At 49.5% G+C, this 18261-nt stretch carries 14 protein-coding genes and 3 pseudogenes; 7 read left to right on the plus strand and 10 right to left on the minus strand.

Features of this window, described 5'->3' with window-relative positions; genetic code table 11:
• On the plus strand, positions 1 to 61 hold a 61-nt coding region (locus FC814_RS23645; protein WP_071528444.1), incomplete at its 5' end, for an IS1 family transposase.
• Positions 62 to 77: 16 nt separating this feature from the next.
• Here FC814_RS23645 and FC814_RS19985 read toward each other — a convergent pair.
• From FC814_RS19985 to typA, 4 genes and pseudogenes are all read right to left on the minus strand, one after another.
• A pseudogene (locus tag FC814_RS19985) lies at positions 78 to 914 on the minus strand (MFS transporter); the annotation flags it as partial.
• A gap of 101 nt (positions 915 to 1015) precedes the next feature.
• Positions 1016 to 1996: a sugar phosphate isomerase/epimerase gene (locus FC814_RS19990; protein WP_000256413.1), complete on the minus strand. Its 981-nt coding sequence runs from the start codon at positions 1994 to 1996 to the stop codon at positions 1016 to 1018.
• 7 nt (positions 1997 to 2003) lie between these two features.
• Complete coding sequence (locus tag FC814_RS19995) at positions 2004 to 2714, minus strand: GntR family transcriptional regulator (protein WP_000829798.1); 711 nt, start codon at positions 2712 to 2714, stop codon at positions 2004 to 2006.
• A gap of 216 nt (positions 2715 to 2930) precedes the next feature.
• Positions 2931 to 4754, minus strand: coding sequence for a ribosome-dependent GTPase TypA (typA, locus tag FC814_RS20000; protein ID WP_000570674.1), 1824 nt, complete (start codon positions 4752 to 4754; stop codon positions 2931 to 2933).
• A 372-nt stretch (positions 4755 to 5126) separates the two neighbouring features.
• On the opposite strand from typA, the gene glnA reads away from it, so the two are divergent.
• The 4 genes from glnA to FC814_RS20020 all read left to right on the plus strand — a co-directional run bounded on the left by glnA (position 5127) and on the right by FC814_RS20020 (position 9548).
• On the plus strand, positions 5127 to 6536 hold the full coding sequence (gene glnA, locus FC814_RS20005) for a glutamate--ammonia ligase (protein ID WP_001271717.1): 1410 nt from the start codon (positions 5127 to 5129) through the stop codon (positions 6534 to 6536).
• Positions 6537 to 6855: 319 nt separating this feature from the next.
• Positions 6856 to 7905: a nitrogen regulation protein NR(II) gene (glnL, locus tag FC814_RS20010; RefSeq protein WP_000190577.1), complete on the plus strand. Its 1050-nt coding sequence runs from the start codon at positions 6856 to 6858 to the stop codon at positions 7903 to 7905.
• Positions 7906 to 7916: 11 nt separating this feature from the next.
• Positions 7917 to 9326, plus strand: a complete 1410-nt coding sequence (gene glnG / locus FC814_RS20015; protein ID WP_024212658.1) for a nitrogen regulation protein NR(I) — start codon at positions 7917 to 7919, stop codon at positions 9324 to 9326.
• A 111-nt stretch (positions 9327 to 9437) separates the two neighbouring features.
• Positions 9438 to 9548, plus strand: a complete 111-nt coding sequence (locus FC814_RS20020; protein ID WP_000893993.1) for a YshB family small membrane protein — start codon at positions 9438 to 9440, stop codon at positions 9546 to 9548.
• A gap of 224 nt (positions 9549 to 9772) precedes the next feature.
• Here the strand turns inward: FC814_RS20020 and hemN are convergent, their stop codons facing one another.
• The 3 genes and pseudogenes from hemN to FC814_RS20035 form a co-directional block, all read right to left on the minus strand.
• Positions 9773 to 11146, minus strand: a complete 1374-nt coding sequence (gene hemN / locus FC814_RS20025; protein WP_032227015.1) for an oxygen-independent coproporphyrinogen III oxidase — start codon at positions 11144 to 11146, stop codon at positions 9773 to 9775.
• Between the two features lie 188 nt (positions 11147 to 11334).
• Positions 11335 to 11844, minus strand: coding sequence for a Der GTPase-activating protein YihI (gene yihI, locus FC814_RS20030; protein ID WP_024212657.1), 510 nt, complete (start codon positions 11842 to 11844; stop codon positions 11335 to 11337).
• A gap of 118 nt (positions 11845 to 11962) precedes the next feature.
• A pseudogene (locus FC814_RS20035) lies at positions 11963 to 12155 on the minus strand (hypothetical protein); the annotation flags it as partial.
• Positions 12156 to 12424: 269 nt separating this feature from the next.
• On the opposite strand from FC814_RS20035, the gene yihA reads away from it, so the two are divergent.
• Positions 12425 to 13057 (plus strand): ribosome biogenesis GTP-binding protein YihA/YsxC, encoded by a 633-nt coding sequence (yihA, locus tag FC814_RS20040; RefSeq protein WP_000183347.1) that lies wholly within the window; start codon positions 12425 to 12427, stop codon positions 13055 to 13057.
• A 386-nt stretch (positions 13058 to 13443) separates the two neighbouring features.
• On the opposite strand, the gene polA is transcribed toward yihA, so the two are convergent.
• Positions 13444 to 16230: a DNA polymerase I gene (gene polA, locus FC814_RS20045; protein WP_137326366.1), complete on the minus strand. Its 2787-nt coding sequence runs from the start codon at positions 16228 to 16230 to the stop codon at positions 13444 to 13446.
• Between the two features lie 363 nt (positions 16231 to 16593).
• Between polA and FC814_RS20055 the strand changes: the two genes are divergently transcribed.
• Entirely contained in the window at positions 16594 to 17526 is a 933-nt protein-coding gene (locus tag FC814_RS20055) for an acyltransferase (RefSeq protein WP_137326367.1), read from the plus strand.
• 40 nt (positions 17527 to 17566) lie between these two features.
• Here FC814_RS20055 and FC814_RS20060 read toward each other — a convergent pair.
• Positions 17567 to 18187 (minus strand): annotated as a pseudogene (locus FC814_RS20060) (DUF945 family protein); the annotation flags it as partial.
• A 15-nt stretch (positions 18188 to 18202) separates the two neighbouring features.
• Complete coding sequence (locus tag FC814_RS23650; RefSeq protein ID WP_003032489.1) at positions 18203 to 18259, minus strand: IS1 family transposase; 57 nt, start codon at positions 18257 to 18259, stop codon at positions 18203 to 18205.
• Positions 18260 to 18261 lie beyond the last annotated feature (2 nt).

Genomic DNA, 18261 nt, shown 5'->3' on the forward strand with positions numbered 1-18261 from the left:
ATCGGTGGAGCTGCATGACAAAGTCATCGGGCATTATCTGAACATAAAACACTATCAATAAGTTAGAGTCATTACCCTGAAATCATGCCACCAATCGGTCCTCCAATCATTTTCAGACAATATTGGTTAATGATGCCGTAAGCCCCCACCAGCGCAACGGGCAATAGATAGATGTTTTTCAGGAATGGAATGAAGAATGTCAGGCCACAGTAAACCGCGTAAACGAAGAAGACGTTGAAAGCGATAAGCCAGATGGTTTTGTCTCTCAGCACCGAGGTCATACTGGTGTTTTGCGATGCTCCGTCTTCTTTTTTCACCTCAACGGACGGTGCCTCTTCTTTGTCATTCAGGACAAAGAAAATAATAATGCCTACGGCAATCACAATAAGGGAATAGAACCAGATGCCTGCTTTAAAACCCAATAAGCCACTGCCAAACCAGGTAAATACTGCCAACGCAGAAAATGCCACCACGGTATCGACAATGCCACGCCCTGTTTCGAAGAAGCCAAACAACCGACCTTGTTGTTCGCTATTGCCCAATCGACTTACCGACTTGAGCAAGACCGGCCAGTTCATCATGTCGCAAGTAACGCCAAATAGCGCCCAGACAAAGAGGATGCCCCAATACCCCGGCATTGTCGTCAAATAAACACCCAGTAATCCTGTCGCAATGAGTGAGAGTGACATGGTGTATCTGCGCGGTAGTTTATCGGCAAAATAAATAGACAGAAAAAAGCCCACTGTGGTGACAAATGAGTTTACCGACATAGCATTACCAATTTGACCATTGGTCAAATGGAAATATTCCTGCATCGGGATATAAAACGCATCTTTCAGCGACGGTAATTTATAAATTGTACCGCCACACAGTGTTAATAGACTAAATAACGCCCATTTCTTTTTCGTGAGCATAACATCCCCTAAGCGATTTTTAAAATCACTGTTTTAAAGGCAATAAGATACCGACCATTCATATGGAATGGTTTTATTAACTGCGTATGAGTTAAAACTTATTAGTGGTTCAGAAGATGGTTTGCCTCTTGTTTGATTTGTTGTAGTACGTTACGCACATGATTTATCTGATTAATTGCATCTTCTTTTTCTTTACGTAACCGCGCATCCAGTAAATGATTTTCTGGTAGGGGTGTTTCACTCATCTGGCGATAAGGGATCCACGGATTATCATCTTCGTCTTCAAAGCGGAACGCCGGCGCATAATAATCAACCTCTTCTTCCAGGCCATATGCCGTCACCTGCGGCTCATCATCACCCAGGCAGATAAGGTGCGTTAATAACGCTTTGAAGGGCATATCCCCCTGACCTGAAATACAGGCTTTATGACCCAGGCCACCCTGTTCTTTAACGATCAAGGCATCTTTGATATGGACCTGGGTAATATGCGGTGCCATCGTTTTTAAAGCGTCGATGGGATGCTCATTTGCATTGATCATGTTCGCAAAATCAAACAGTAAGGAAAGAGACTCCATCTCACTTTCTTTGACCAGCGACACCAGCTCATGACTTTTTAAATCTTCATGCTGCTCGATCGTAAAAGTCAGGCCGCTGTCCTGATACGTTTCCCGTACATAGGCAATGTCGTTAGCGATAATCGATAATACGTCGCGCAAATTACCTTCATAACGCGGATAAAAACGTACGGAGGATGCCCCAGTTTTCAACGCGATGGCGACGGCTTCGTCAATAGATTTTTTATCTGAGGCACTGGTTTCAATATGAATATCAAGGTTCAGACGCCGGGCTTTATCCCCAAAGGCAGAGAGTTCTTTATCGTCCATATTACCAAGAGAAAAACGCTCGCCATCCAGAACATGGATTTTGACGCCACGTAGATTATTTTCACTTGCGATATCAAGTAAATCAGCAGGCAACACTCTTTCCAGCCGCATATTTAAATGAAAGGCATAAGCATGTAAATAAAGAGGAAGAGTGTCGACACGTTGTAGAATCTTTCTTGCGTTATTTATTGTCACCATAAAACACCTACAGATTAATGATGAGGTCTACGGCCTCAAATCGCCAATATTCAATATCTATCTGGACAATATTGCCTTGCTGGTCGGCGCGATGCTTTTCAATTAAGATCGCAGGCATACCCGCAGAACCGCCAAGATACTTGCTGATATCGCCCGGCATTCTGACGGGTTTGAAAATCAATTTTTTTACTACCGTCTCTTTTTGGTAGCACTTTTCCCAGACTGCAGAAAATGAGTGGTTTTCAAGTTGTTCAATAAAACCCGGAGCAACTTCAGGATTAATATATGTTTCGTGATAGAAAACTTTATGTCCTTCCAGCGCCCCCCAGCCGGTGATGCGATAGAGTTCAGTTGATGGCGTCACTGCAATCAGTGGCGCGAGCGTCTCGGGAATATCGCTGGTACGGTTTTTCTCGGTAAACCCCCAGGAAGGCTCTCGCCCTTGCTCAATTGCGGCCCGCTGAAAGCTCGCCGACAGCTCCGGACTGTAATTAAATCGCGGCTGGGTCACGAACCACCCCTTACGATCTTTACGGAAGATTTTTGATTCTGCCTCGAGGTTCAACAACGCCTGGCGCAGCGTCATACGTTTAATGCCCAGCAGTTCTCCCAGCTCTCTTTCTGAAGGGAGTTTTCCACCCGGCGTGGTGATGCCATCTTTCAACCACCGATCCAGTTTCTCTTTTGCATTTTCTACGGTGGATTGATTCTCCGCCATTGTTTAATCCTTTTGGTTTAAACCAGATGAAGCATCTTACGCTTACGCCAAAAAAGAAAGCAATTAACGGCGTATGACTTTGCAGATAATTGTGACAAAGCTCTCTATTGACGTAATCACAGACTTATAAGGGAGATACTCGCATTGGTGTGCGCTCACGACAGGTAAAAAAAAACCTGCCATCTCTGGCAGGTTTTTCACGACTAAAAAGAAAAATTAATCTTCTTTCGGGCCACGGTTCGCGCGGCGACGATCGTTTTCCGTCAGGTGACGTTTACGAATACGGATAGAGGTCGGAGTAACTTCTACCAGTTCGTCATCATCAATGAACTCCAGAGCTTGTTCCAGAGTCATGCGGATTGGTGGAACCAGAACAACGGCTTCGTCAGTACCGGAAGCACGCATGTTGGTCAGTTTCTTACCGGTCAGGCAGTTTACAGTCAGGTCGTTAGAACGGCTGTGAATACCGATGATCTGACCTTCGTAAACTTCTGCACCGTGACCGAGGAACAGCTTACCGCGATCCTGCAGACCGAACAGCGCGAACGCTACCGCTTTACCCTGACCGTTAGAGATCAGTACGCCGTTCTGACGCTGACCCACTTCGCCCGGACGCACATCGTCGTAGTGGCTGAAGGTGGAGTACAGCAGACCTGTACCAGAAGTCATGGTCATGAACTCAGAACGGAAGCCAATCAGACCACGGCTTGGGATCACGTAGTCAAGACGTACGCGGCCTTTACCGTCTGGATTCATGTTTTTCAGCTCGCCTTTACGCTCGCCCAGCGCCTGCATTACAGAACCCTGATGCTGTTCTTCAACATCCAGAGTCACGTTTTCGAACGGCTCTTGTTTACGACCGTCGATTTCACGGAAGATAACTTTCGGACGGGATACCGCCAGTTCGAAACCTTCACGACGCATGTTCTCGATAAGAACAGACAGGTGCAGTTCGCCACGACCAGAAACGCGGAACGCATCGGCGTCTTCGGTTTCTTCTACGCGCAGCGCAACGTTGTGTACCAGTTCTTTGTTCAGACGATCCAGGATCTGACGGGAAGTAACGAACTTACCTTCTTTACCGCAGAACGGCGAGGTGTTAACGCAGAAGAACATAGAAACGGTCGGCTCATCAACGGAGAGTGCCGGCAATGCTTCAACGTTTTGCGTGTCGCAAACGGTGTCAGAAATGTTCAGTTCGCCAAGGCCCGTGATCGCCACGATATCGCCAGCTTCCGCCATATCGGTTTCGATACGCTCCAGACCGAGGTGGCCCAGCACTTTACCGACTTTCGCGTTACGGGTTTTGCCTTCGCTATCGATGATAGTAACCTGCTGGTTCGGCTTCACTTTACCGCGCTTGATGCGGCCAATGCCGATAACGCCAACATAGCTGTTGTAATCGAGCTGAGAAATCTGCATCTGGAACGGACCGTCAAGGTCAACGTCCGGCGCAGGAACGTGGTCAACAATCGCCTGATACAGCGGGGTCATGTCTTCCGCCATATCTTCGTGATCCAGACCCGCGATGCCGTTCAGCGCAGAAGCGTAAACGATCGGGAAGTCCAGCTGCTCATCGGTCGCGTCAAGGTTAACGAACAGGTCGAATACCTGATCCACAACCCAGTCAGGACGCGCGCCAGGGCGGTCAACTTTGTTGATAACAACAATCGGCTTCAGGCCGTAAGCAAACGCTTTTTTGGTTACGAAGCGTGTTTGCGGCATCGGGCCGTCAAATGCGTCAACCACCAGCAGCACTGAGTCTACCATGGACATTACACGTTCAACTTCACCACCGAAGTCGGCGTGCCCCGGGGTATCAACGATGTTGATACGGTAATCATTCCATTTGATAGCGGTGTTTTTCGCGAGGATGGTAATCCCACGCTCTTTCTCCAAATCGTTGGAGTCCATCACGCGCTCTTGGGTTTCGGCACGAGAGTCGAACGTACCGGATTGTTGGAGCAGCTTGTCTACCAGGGTGGTTTTACCATGGTCGACGTGCGCGATGATGGCGATATTACGCAATTTTTCGATCACAACTTTGCCTCAGGCATTAGAAATAGCGCGTTATTGTACACGGATTAATCGCACTACAAAACAGGATCACAAACATCCTCCGCAAACAAGTATTGCAGAGTCCCTTTGTGATCGCTTTCACGGAGCATAAAAAGGGTTATCCAAAGATCATTGCACCAATATGGTGCTTAATGTTTCCATTGAAGCACTCTATTGGTGCAACATTCACATCATGGTGCAGCCCTTTTGCACGATGTTAAGCATGATAACGCCTTTTAGGGGCAATTTAAAAGTTGGCACAGATTTCGCTTTATCTTTTTTACGGCGACACGGCCAAAATAATTGCAGATTTCGTTACCACGACGACAATGACCAATCCAGGAGAGTTAAAGTATGTCCGCTGAACACGTACTGACGATGCTGAACGAGCACGAAGTGAAGTTTGTTGATTTGCGCTTCACCGATACCAAAGGTAAAGAACAGCACGTCACTATCCCTGCTCATCAGGTGAATGCTGAATTCTTCGAAGAAGGCAAAATGTTTGACGGCTCCTCGATTGGCGGCTGGAAAGGCATTAACGAATCCGACATGGTGCTGATGCCAGACGCATCCACCGCAGTGATTGACCCGTTCTTCGCCGACTCTACCCTGATTATCCGTTGCGATATCCTTGAACCTGGCACCCTGCAAGGCTATGACCGCGACCCGCGCTCTATTGCGAAGCGCGCCGAAGATTACCTGCGTTCCACTGGCATTGCCGACACCGTACTGTTCGGGCCAGAACCTGAATTCTTCCTGTTCGATGACATCCGTTTCGGATCATCTATCTCCGGTTCCCACGTTGCTATCGACGATATCGAAGGCGCATGGAACTCCTCCACCCAATACGAAGGTGGTAACAAAGGTCACCGTCCGGCAGTGAAAGGCGGTTACTTCCCGGTTCCACCGGTAGACTCTGCTCAGGATATTCGTTCTGAAATGTGTCTGGTGATGGAACAGATGGGTCTGGTGGTTGAAGCCCATCACCACGAAGTAGCGACTGCTGGTCAGAACGAAGTGGCTACCCGCTTCAATACCATGACCAAAAAAGCTGACGAAATTCAGATCTACAAATATGTTGTGCACAACGTAGCGCACCGCTTCGGTAAAACCGCGACCTTTATGCCAAAACCGATGTTTGGTGATAACGGCTCCGGTATGCACTGCCACATGTCGCTATCTAAAAACGGCGTTAACCTGTTCGCAGGCGATAAATATGCAGGTCTGTCTGAGCAGGCGCTGTACTACATTGGCGGCGTAATCAAACACGCTAAAGCGATTAACGCCCTGGCAAACCCGACCACCAACTCTTATAAGCGTCTGGTCCCGGGCTACGAAGCACCGGTAATGCTGGCTTACTCTGCACGTAACCGTTCTGCGTCTATCCGTATTCCGGTGGTTTCTTCTCCGAAAGCACGTCGTATCGAAGTACGTTTCCCGGACCCGGCGGCTAACCCGTACCTGTGCTTTGCTGCCCTGCTGATGGCCGGTCTTGATGGTATCAAGAACAAGATCCATCCGGGCGAAGCCATGGACAAAAACCTGTATGACCTGCCGCCAGAAGAAGCGAAAGAGATCCCACAGGTTGCAGGCTCTCTGGAAGAAGCACTGAACGAACTGGATCTGGATCGCGAGTTCCTGAAAGCCGGTGGCGTGTTCACTGATGAAGCAATCGATGCGTACATCGCCCTGCGTCGCGAAGAAGATGACCGCGTGCGTATGACTCCGCATCCGGTAGAGTTTGAACTGTACTACAGCGTCTAATAGTTGAAGTTGTACTACCCGGCGCGAACAACGCCGGGGGTTCAAACCAGGCCCATCTGGCGTAATTGTTGCAGCCAGTTTGAACACGGACAGCGCGCAGAACCCCGAGCGTACATCGGTACGTGAGGAGTTCGAGCACTGCCCAGGTTCAAAATGGCAAATAAAATAGCCTGATGGGACTGGTTTTTAGTTGCCGTGGAAATTTCAGCCCATCTCTGCATGGGCTTTTTTCTCCGTCAATTCTCTGATGCTTCGCGCTTTTTATCCGTAAAAAGCTATAATGCACTAAAATGGTGCAACCTGTTCAGGAGACTGCTTTATGGCAACAGGCACGCAGCCCGATGCTGGGCAGATCCTCAACTCGCTGATTAACAGTATTTTGTTAATCGATGACAACCTGGCGATTCATTACGCCAACCCCGCTGCGCAACAACTGCTCGCCCAAAGCTCCCGCAAATTGTTTGGTACGCCGTTACCGGAACTGTTGAGCTACTTCTCATTAAATATCGAGCTGATGCAAGAAAGTCTGGAGGCGGGGCAAGGTTTTACCGATAACGAAGTGACGCTGGTGATCGACGGGCGCTCGCATATCCTTTCTGTGACGGCCCAGCGTATGCCGGACGGCATGATCCTGTTGGAGATGGCCCCGATGGATAACCAGCGCCGCTTAAGTCAGGAACAGCTACAGCACGCCCAGCAGGTAGCTGCCCGTGATTTAGTGCGCGGCCTGGCACATGAGATTAAAAATCCGCTTGGCGGTTTACGTGGCGCGGCGCAGCTGCTCAGCAAAGCATTACCTGACCCGTCACTGCTGGAATATACCAAAGTGATTATCGAACAGGCGGACCGGCTGCGAAATCTGGTCGACCGTCTGTTGGGGCCGCAGCTGCCCGGTACGCGCGTTACCGAAAGTATTCACAAAGTGGCTGAACGCGTGGTGACGCTGGTGTCGATGGAACTGCCTGATAACGTGCGGTTGATTCGTGATTACGACCCCAGCCTGCCGGAACTGGCGCACGATCCGGATCAAATTGAACAGGTATTACTGAATATTGTGCGTAATGCGCTACAGGCGCTGGGGCCGGAAGGCGGCGAAATTATTCTGCGTACCCGCACGGCTTTCCAGCTGACCTTGCACGGTGAGCGTTATCGGCTGGCAGCGCGGATCGATGTGGAAGATAACGGGCCGGGTATCCCGCCTCACTTACAGGATACGCTGTTTTACCCGATGGTCAGCGGTCGCGAAGGCGGCACCGGGCTTGGCTTATCCATCGCCCGTAATTTGATTGATCAGCATTCAGGCAAAATTGAATTTACCAGTTGGCCAGGTCATACCGAGTTCTCGGTTTACCTGCCTATCAGGAAATAAAGGTGACGTTTATGCAACGAGGGATAGTCTGGGTAGTCGATGACGATAGTTCCATCCGTTGGGTGCTTGAACGTGCGCTCGCTGGAGCGGGTCTAACCTGCACGACATTTGAGAGCGGCACCGAAGTGCTGGATGCACTGGCGAGTAAAACGCCGGATGTGCTGCTTTCAGATATCCGTATGCCGGGAATGGACGGACTGGCACTGCTCAAGCAGATTAAACAGCGCCATCCGATGCTTCCGGTCATCATCATGACCGCACATTCCGATCTGGATGCTGCCGTCAGCGCCTATCAACAAGGGGCGTTTGATTATCTGCCCAAACCGTTTGATATCGACGAAGCCGTGGCGCTGGTTGAGCGCGCCATCAGCCATTACCAGGAACAGCAGCAGCCGCGTAATATTCAGCTTAACGGCCCGACGACCGATATCATCGGCGAAGCGCCAGCCATGCAGGACGTGTTCCGTATTATCGGTCGGCTTTCGCGTTCTTCCATTAGTGTGCTGATTAACGGCGAGTCCGGCACCGGTAAAGAGCTGGTCGCTCATGCCCTGCATCGCCACAGTCCGCGTGCCAAAGCGCCGTTTATCGCGCTGAATATGGCGGCTATCCCAAAAGATTTGATCGAATCAGAACTGTTCGGTCACGAGAAAGGCGCGTTTACTGGCGCGAATACTATTCGCCAGGGGCGTTTTGAACAGGCCGATGGCGGCACGTTATTTCTCGACGAAATTGGCGATATGCCGCTGGATGTGCAGACGCGTTTGCTGCGCGTGCTGGCAGACGGTCAGTTTTATCGCGTTGGCGGCTATGCGCCGGTGAAAGTGGATGTGCGTATTATTGCCGCGACTCACCAGAACCTGGAACTGCGCGTGCAGGAAGGCAAGTTCCGTGAGGATCTTTTCCACCGCCTGAACGTTATCCGCGTTCATCTGCCGCCACTGCGTGAGCGTCGGGAAGATATTCCCCGCCTGGCACGCCATTTTTTACAGGTTGCCGCGCGCGAACTGGGCGTAGAAGCGAAGTTGCTGCATCCGGAAACCGAAGCCGCCCTGACGCGTCTGGCATGGCCGGGGAACGTGCGCCAACTGGAAAACACCTGCCGCTGGTTAACGGTGATGGCCGCCGGACAGGAAGTGTTGATTCAGGATTTGCCCGGCGAACTGTTTGAATCTACGGTTCCGGAAAGTCCTTCCACTATGCAACCGGACAGTTGGGCAACGTTGTTAGCGCAGTGGGCAGATCGGGCGCTGCGTTCCGGTCATCAAAACCTACTTTCTGAAGCGCAGCCAGAGCTGGAGCGGACGTTACTAACTACTGCTTTGCGACATACGCAGGGGCATAAACAAGAAGCAGCGCGACTGCTTGGTTGGGGACGTAACACCCTGACACGTAAGTTAAAAGAGTTGGGGATGGAGTGATTCACGGCTGGTGTGTAAAGATTGATTATTGAGCGCAAATTGCTGTTATTTTGCGCTTTACTGTTCTGATAAGTTCAGTATGATCTTGCCCGGAATACGGGGGAAGTCATTATGCTGGAATCAATAATTAATCTGGTATCGAGTGGCGCAGTTGATAGCCACACACCGCAAACTGCCGTTGCGGCCATCCTGTGTGTCGCGATGATTGGGCTGTTTAGCTGAAGCTCGTTATAGACTGCTGAGTAGCCAATGCGAGCCTGATCGTCTCCCTGGAAGGCAAGAGGGCCAGAGTGAGGGTCATTGTTCGCATCGATGCCGGCATGTTCCCCTCACCCTAACCCTCTCCCCAATGGGGCGAGGGGACAGTTCGCATTCTTTTGTGAGGTTTGTCATCAATCTCATGGCGCTTCGTTTATCATCCTTATAAACGAAGCGCCATTCACAATTTAAATCACCCGTGAGAACTGCTGCATCCGCGCTTTCTGGCGCAGATAAGTATCAAAGCACATGCAGATGTTGCGGATCAGCAAGCGGCCTTTTGCCGTCACCTGAATCCCCTTCTCATTGACATCCACCAGCCCATCTTTTGCTAACGGGGCGAGAAGCTTGAGATCTTCCGCAAAGTAATCAGCGAAGTGCAAATCCCACTGTTGTTCAACGGGGGCGTAATCCAGACGGAAATTGCAGATAAGAGACTTAATCACATCGCGGCGAATACAGTCATCGCGCGTTAACGCAATACCGCGCCACAGCGCATTACCCTGTTCATCCACCTGCTGATAGTACTGCTTCAACTCTTTCTGGTTTTGCGCGTAGCAGTCGCCAATCATGCTGATGGCTGAAACGCCCATCCCCAGCAGGTCGGTATCCCCCTGAGTGGTGTAGCCCTGGAAATTACGATGTAGCACGCCTTCACGCTGAGCCACAGCCAGCTCGTCATCCGGGCGGGCAAAGTGATCCATACCAATAAACTGATAACCCGATTGCGTCAGGAAAGCGATGGTTTCCTGCAGGATATCGAGTTTCTGCTGCGGACTCGGCAGGTCAGTATCTTTGATTTTACGCTGAGCAGCAAAAATGGTCGGCAGATGCGCGTAGTTAAAGACGCTCAGACGATCGGGGTTCAGCTCCGCCACGCGTTTCAGGGTAAAGGCGAAACTCTCCGGCGTCTGTTTCGGCAGGCCGTAAATCAGGTCAATGTTGGTGGAGGTAAAGCCAATCTCACGCGCATGGTTAAGCAGCGCAAAGATGAATTCTTCATCCTGCTCGCGATTGACCAGACGCTGTACTTCTTTGTTGAAGTCCTGCACGCCCATGCTCAGGCGATTAAATCCTTCGGAACGTAAATGATCGAGTACATCCAGTTCGATTTCACGCGGATCGACTTCGATCGAGATTTCCGCGTCGGCATTAAACTGGAAGTTTTCCCGCAGCAGCTTCATCAGGCGGCTGATTTGCGCTTTATTCAGGTACGTCGGCGTACCGCCCCCCCAGTGCAACTGACTAACGTGACGCCCGGCAAACAGCGGTGCACGATGAACGATTTCTTGCTCCAGCGCGTCCAGATACTGATCGGCCTTGTGCTGCTGGCGTGTAACAATCTTATTGCAACCACAGAAGTAGCAAAGCTTATGGCAGAACGGGATATGAACGTAGAGAGATAATGGACGCTCAGGGTAGCGCGCCACGGCTTGTAAAAACGCCTGTTCGCCGAAGTCTTCTGAAAACTCCAGCGCGGTCGGGTACGAGGTGTATCGTGGCCCGGAATAGTTATATTTCTGGATCAGGGCCAGATCCCAGTCGATTTGCTGTACAGACATACTCACTCCTTCCGATGGCGTCTCTGGCGGCTACGGCGTACCGGCGGATGCCCGTTTCGGGTCATCAGCCGGTTGCGCAGCCACTTTTGTCGCCGCGACAACCGCCGTAGTTTAACGAATAACCACACCAGATAACATATAACCGGAAGGGTTATCAGCAGAACGGGAAGGCCCACGGTGGCAATCCGTTAGTTGCCCCGCAGCAGACGCATCATGTCTTCTTGCTTCTCGTCTTCTTCCTCTTCTTCATCGTCGTCATAAGAGAGGCCGAGTTTCTGCATCAACTCATCAATACGATCCAGTTTGGCATCAACCCAAGATTGCTCTTCGGCGCTCAGGGTTTCGCCTGCTTCCAGACGTTCCAGCAGCGCATCCAGACGCTCATCCGTTTCCAGTAACTCCAACTCCGCCTGCGGTGAAAGCATAGGTTTCTCACTCTTCGGTTTGTGCTGTTTGGTGACTTTTTCAGTCACGCCCAATGGAATAGGGGTTTTACTACCAATGCGTGGATCTTTCGGTGCGTTCTGGCCTTTGTTGCCTGATGTCGTTTTACCGCCCGCTGCGCGGCTGCCCGGCGCATGACCACGACGTTTTTTCTGGCGCTTGCGGTCACGAGCCTCCTGATCCAGCTCCTCGCGTGTTTTTCGACGCGCTTTTGCGTGACCTTTGCTGCGTGAGTTTGAAGATGATGATTTCATAATGATTCGTCTTTTTGCCGTTTTATTCAGTATAGATTTGCGGCGGAATCTAACAGAAAGCAAGCAAAGAAAAAAGGCGACAGATTACTCTGTCGCCTTTTTTCCTGACTCATAACCCTTAACGGGTCTTACAATCCTTGCAGGCCGCCAACACACCCTGTTTTTCCATTAGCCAGAACATTCCGTGTTGATTCCATTTCCGTTTAATTACGTCTCCGGACGTTTGTCTTCCTGACAATCCTCTGTCTTCGCCTCCTGGCGCTCCTGACCCTCATCCTGAGTCATCTTCCTGTTAGCGTCCTCGCTCTATGGGTGCTACTTTACGCTTCTGCGCTAAACAAACAATAAACTATCATCAGTATTTTCTCATTTTCAGATTATTGTATAAAACTAATCACATGATTTCTTTGACCTATTTGACATGCATCGCAGATTTTTCTCTTCGATTTCGCATAAAGATGATCGGCAATGTCTCACAAAGCATGTGGCTTTTACTTACACCATGCCCCCCGAAAAATCCGTCTTTTATTGTGGTTCAGGTATAATCGCTGAAAAGCTTTGACTGACGGAGACGACCGCTTTGACTAATTTGAATTATCAACAGACGCATTTTGTGATGAGTGCGCCTGATATTCGCCACTTACCTTCCGATACCGGAATCGAAGTGGCTTTTGCAGGCCGTTCCAACGCAGGTAAATCCAGCGCGCTGAACACGCTGACTAACCAGAAAAGCCTGGCTCGTACCTCGAAAACACCAGGGCGCACCCAGCTTATCAACCTGTTTGAAGTGGCTGATGGCAAGCGTCTGGTTGACTTGCCTGGCTACGGTTATGCGGAAGTCCCGGAAGAGATGAAGCGCAAATGGCAGCGCGCGCTCGGCGAATACCTCGAAAAACGTCAGAGCCTGCAAGGTCTGGTGGTGCTGATGGATATTCGCCATCCGCTGAAAGATCTCGATCAGCAGATGATTGAGTGGGCGGTGGACAGCAATATCGCCGTGTTGGTGCTACTGACCAAAGCGGACAAACTGGCGAGCGGTGCACGTAAAGCGCAATTGAATATGGTGCGTGAAGCGGTGCTGGCATTTAATGGTGATGTGCAGGTAGAGACCTTCTCTTCGCTGAAGAAACAAGGTGTGGATAAGCTGCGTCAGAAGCTGGATACCTGGTTTAGCGAAATGCAGCCCATCGAAGAGAATCAGGACGGCGAATAATTTTTCTTTCCCCGGTGCCGGATGTAGCTTAAATGCTTTGTCTGGCCAGGGACTTCAAAATATTGCGACTCACGCCGTAAGCCTGATAAGCGTTATGCGCCAGGCAATTCAGATCTTTTCTCTCGCCCAATAAAAAACGCCCCAGTCATTACTGACTGGGGCGGCTAAAAAATTCAGCCAAATCCGATTACGTGAAGTAAAAGGTCTGAAAGATAGAACATCTTACCTCTGTACCCTACGCGAATAACTTTACTCTTTTTTGTTCAGTTCAGAAAGCATTTTTTGTAATTTTTTTTCAGTTGTTGCATAGGAATTTCTAATAGCCATCACAAAACGTGACAGCTTATGTTGCTTACTTACGAAAAAAGAGCTTATTCAGGCGAATCTTAGTGCGCTTGATCCCAGTTTTCACCACTTCCGACTTCCACCAGCAACGGCACATCCAGACGGGTACAGTTTTCCATCAATTGATGGATTTTCTTTGATACCGCATCGAGATCATCTTTATGAACTTCAAACACCAGTTCATCGTGTACCTGCATAATCATACGCACACGCGGTTGCTCGGCCTGTAACCATGCATCTACGGCAATCATCGCCCGTTTGATGATGTCTGCTGCAGTTCCCTGCATCGGCGCGTTAATTGCTGCACGTTCAGCCGCAGCACGACGCGCGCCGTTGCTGGACTTGATATCCGGCAAATAGAGACGGCGTCCGTCCAGCGTTTCAACGTAGCCCTGCTCTTTCGCCTGAGCACGGGTGCGTTCCATATACTCCAGCACGCCAGGGTAGCGTTCGAAGTAAAGATCCATGTACTTCTGCGCTTCTTTACGTGGAATGTTCAATTGCCGCGCCAGACCGAAAGCACTCATGCCATAAATCAGACCAAAGTTGATTGCTTTCGCGCTACGGCGTTGCTCGCTGGTGACGGTTTCCAGTGGCAAACCAAACACTTCTGCCGCCGTTGCCCGGTGGATATCTTTTCCTTCCGCGAATGCGGTCAGCAAGCCTTTGTCACGCGAGAGATGCGCCATAATGCGCAGTTCAATCTGCGAGTAGTCCGCTGAGACAATCACATAATCCTGCGGCGCAATAAACGCCTGGCGGATACGGCGACCTTCTTCGTTACGCACCGGAATGTTTTGCAGGTTAGGGTCGGTTGACGATAAACGTCCCGTTGCGGTTACTGCCTGGTGATAAGAGGTATGCACACGCCCGGTTTTCGGGTTGATCATCAACGGCAGCTTGTCGGTATAAGTTGATTTCAGCTTCGCCAGACCACGATACTCCAGAATCACTTTTGGCAACGGATAGTCCAGCGCCAGTTCTTCCAGTACCTCTTCCGACGTTGACGGCGCACCACCCGGCGTTTTTTTCAGTGGCTTAATACCTTGTTTTTCAAAAAGAATAGTTTGCAATTGCTTGGTGGACGAAAGGTTAAATTCCTCACCTGCAATTTCATGCGCTTTCTTTTCCAGCTCCGCCAGACGCAGAGTGAGCTCTTCAGAATGATTGTGCAGCACTTTCGGGTCGATCTTCACACCGTTACGTTCAATGCGTGAAAGCACCGGCACCAGCGGCATTTCGATATTCTCGAAGACGTTCAACGGCCCTTTGTGTTTCTGCAGATCCGGCCACATTTTCAGATGCAACTGCAAGGTGACATCTGCATCTTCGGCGGCGTAACGTCCGGCCTCTTCCAGGGCAATCTGGTTAAAGGTCAGTTGATTTTTGCCTTTACCGGCAATCTCTTCAAAAGTGATGGTTTTGTGCTTCAACCAACGTTCCGCGAGGCTGTCCATATCGTGACGCCCGGCAACGCTATTGAGAATGTAGGACTCCAGCATGGTATCAAAGGCAATCCCACGCAGTTCAATGCCGTAGTTCGCCAGAATACCGCGATCGTATTTCAGGTTTTGCCCGACCTTCAGCGCCTTTTCATCTTCCAGTAGCGGTTTCAACAGTTCGAGCGCGCTCGCGCGGGAGATCTGATCCGGTGCATCAAGGTAATCATGAGCAACCGGAATATAGGCCGCAACGCCAGGCTCGATAGCGAAAGACAACCCCACCAGGTTGGCAGAGATGTTATCGAGGCTGTCAGTTTCGGTATCAAATGCAAATACCGGCGCTTTTTCCAGCTTCGTAATCCATTCTTTCAGCGTATCTTCATCAAGGATAGTGACGTAGTTATCGTAAGAAATCACCGTTGCCACCACTTCTGGCGTTTCGTCGACAACAAGCGTTTCCTGCGGCTTCGCGGCAGGTTTAGACCCTTTGGCCTGTAACCATTTGCCCGCCTCTACATCAGCAGTCCAGCGTTTGAACTCATACTTTTTGAACAGCCCCAACAACTCTTCAGCCGCCGGTTGCTGCACTTCCAGTTGTTCACAGGTCAGTTCCAGCTCAACATCGGTTTTAATCGTCGCCAGCTGGTAAGAGAGATAAGCCACTTCTTTGTTTTGCTCTAGCTTCGCCGCCATTGTTTTCGCGCCACGGAAGCTTAGGCCAGCAATTTTTTCCGGCTCGGCATACAGCGTATCCAGCCCGCCAAGCCCCTGCAGCAGTGCCTGCGCAGTTTTTTCACCCACGCCCGGTACGCCAGGGATGTTATCGGAGGAGTCGCCCATCAGAGCCAGGAAGTCAATGATCAGTTCTGGCGGTACGCCGTACTTATTCACCACCTCTTCCGGGCCGAGGATGGTGTTTGTCATGGTATTGATAAGCGTAATATTTGGCGTCACCAACTGCGCCATATCTTTGTCGCCAGTGCTGATCAGCACCGGACGCCCGGCTTTTTCGGCTTCGCGCGCCAGAGTGCCGATAACGTCGTCCGCTTCTACGCCAGAAACCGCCAACAGCGGCAGTCCCATCGCTTTAACCATCGCGTGCAGAGGTTCTATTTGTGCTCGCAAATCGTCCGGCATTGGCGGGCGATGTGATTTGTAATGTTCAAACAGTTCATCACGAAAGGTTTTTCCCTTGGCGTCAAAGACCACCGCTGCATGTGTCGGTTTATATTGCATGATTAGACTACGCAGCATGTTGAGGACACCGTACATCGCACCGGTCGGCTCGCCTGCGCTGTTGGTCAGCGGCGGAAACGCGTGATATGCGCGATAAAGATAAGATGAACCATCTACAAGGATAAGTGGATTTTGGGGGATCTGAACCATAATGTCCGTGCCTGTTTATCAGATTATGGGTAAAGGATGCCACAGACAGGATGAAAACATGAGTTTTTCACCGCTTTTCGTGAAAATCTTTTGTAGATCTTCTGGATCGCTCGCAAATCGTCATGTGGATAACTTTGTGCATAAATTATTTACATCGCTTTTAATTTATTATCATGCTTTTTACAGCATGATGTTTATCTTTGTTTTTCATGAGCTTAAAAATAAATCCAGCCCTAACAATTGAAATAATAGGATTTCTTCTAATGTGGATAGATATAAATTATTTTTCTACTTTAGGATCATCCGTTATTTGGGGGGTTTTCTGCTAAAATCTGCGCCTTGCGCGTCTTTGGCGCACTGTCTATGGCTAACTTTTTGAATAAATTAATTATGACGAGAATACTCGCTACGATAACTCTTTTGCTGAGTATCGTATTGACCATTTTGGTTACCATTTTTTGTTCCGTCCCGATCATCATTGCCGGGATCGTAAAACTATTGTTACCTGTGCCAATGATATGGCGAAAAGTTTCACGTTTTTGTGATTTTATGATGTATTGCTGGTGTGAAGGTCTGGCGGTATTACTGCATCTGAACCCACACCTGCAATGGGAAGTTCACGGGCTGGAAGGGTTAAGTAAGAAAAACTGGTATCTGCTTATTTGTAACCACCGTAGTTGGGCAGATATTGTCGTACTGTGCGTGCTGTTTCGTAAGCACATTCCGATGAATAAATATTTCCTCAAGCAGCAGCTGGCCTGGGTGCCTTTTCTTGGCCTGGCATGCTGGGCGCTGGATATGCCGTTTATGAAGCGTTATTCCCGCGCTTATTTATTACGTCATCCGGAGCGACGTGGTAAAGATGTTGAAACCACTCGGCGTTCTTGTGAAAAGTTTCGCCTGCATCCTACCACCATTGTCAATTTCGTTGAAGGCTCCCGTTTCACGCAAGAAAAACATCAGCAAACCCACTCCACTTTTCAAAACTTGTTGCCACCAAAGGCGGCAGGCATTGCGATGGCGCTAAATGTACTGGGTAAACAATTCGATAAACTGCTTAATGTTACGCTGTGTTATCCGGACAATAACCGTCAGCCGTTCTTCGATATGTTAAGCGGTAAACTGACGCGGATTGTCGTACATGTGGATTTACAGCCTATTGCCGATGAGTTACATGGCGACTACATCAATGACAAAAGCTTTAAGCGCCATTTTCAGCAATGGCTGAACTCATTGTGGCAGGAAAAAGACCGGCTTCTGACGTCTCTCATGTCATCACAGCGTCAGAATAAGTAAGTTTTACTCGCCTCTGAATGAGCAGAGGCGAGTGAGTATTTTAATGAACAAAACGTCCGGCACGAGACATAAATTCTTCTTCGCTCATCTCCTGTCCGTTAAAAACAACTTTACCCGGTGTATAACGCAGCTGCAGCGAGGCGGTATTGTTGTCAATCGTGATTAACTGAAACATCTGACCTAATGTCATCATCCCGCTGATTTGTTTATCTGCCCGCTTCTGAGCTTTTTCAGCATCCAATCCTTCAGATAAATTAAGCTGTTTTGCGGTTTCTGTAACAACATTAATCGGTAAAGCCACGTTTAAATTGAACGATTTAATATTTTTGTTTGTGGATGATGAAGATTTAGCTGGATCATCAATACTCAGATCCAGATTGGCGTTTAGTTCTCCGAGAGTATTTCTCCAGCTAACCGGCACTTTAATAACTGGCTCACTTTTTTGTAATAACGGTAAATACTCTTTGAACAATGCAGCATTCACTTCTTGCAGGGCTGCTTTATCGTTTGCTAGCTCAGGGTGTGCAGTAAGCTGCTTTTGCATCGCAATGTTATACAGGATGATAAATTGGCGCACCGCTGAGGGATCAATAGATTCAGCAATCAATGACCACTCACCACTACCGAGTTGCTGATTCCCTTTTGTTAACTTATCAAGTTCGGTAATGACTCCAACTTATTGATAGTGTTTTATGTTCAGATAATGCCCGATGACTTTGTCATGCAGCTCCACCG

Source organism: Escherichia sp. MR, from assembly GCF_005280595.1.
Lineage (GTDB): Bacteria > Pseudomonadota > Gammaproteobacteria > Enterobacterales > Enterobacteriaceae > Escherichia > Escherichia ruysiae.

Bases quoted from the DNA above. Each gene is read 5' to 3' on its own strand.
- FC814_RS19990 (WP_000256413.1), bottom strand. From the start codon at position 1,996: ATGGTGACAATAAATAACGCAAGAAAGATTCTACAACGTGTCGACACT.
- FC814_RS19995 (WP_000829798.1), bottom strand. From the start codon at position 2,714: ATGGCGGAGAATCAATCCACCGTAGAAAATGCAAAAGAGAAACTGGAT.
- glnA (WP_001271717.1), top strand. From the start codon at position 5,127: ATGTCCGCTGAACACGTACTGACGATGCTGAACGAGCACGAAGTGAAG.
- glnL (WP_000190577.1), top strand. From the start codon at position 6,856: ATGGCAACAGGCACGCAGCCCGATGCTGGGCAGATCCTCAACTCGCTG.
- glnG (WP_024212658.1), top strand. From the start codon at position 7,917: ATGCAACGAGGGATAGTCTGGGTAGTCGATGACGATAGTTCCATCCGT.
- FC814_RS20020 (WP_000893993.1), top strand. From the start codon at position 9,438: ATGCTGGAATCAATAATTAATCTGGTATCGAGTGGCGCAGTTGATAGC.
- hemN (WP_032227015.1), bottom strand. From the start codon at position 11,146: ATGTCTGTACAGCAAATCGACTGGGATCTGGCCCTGATCCAGAAATAT.
- yihI (WP_024212657.1), bottom strand. From the start codon at position 11,844: ATGAAATCATCATCTTCAAACTCACGCAGCAAAGGTCACGCAAAAGCG.
- polA (WP_137326366.1), bottom strand. From the start codon at position 16,230: ATGGTTCAGATCCCCCAAAATCCACTTATCCTTGTAGATGGTTCATCT.
- FC814_RS20055 (WP_137326367.1), top strand. From the start codon at position 16,594: ATGGCTAACTTTTTGAATAAATTAATTATGACGAGAATACTCGCTACG.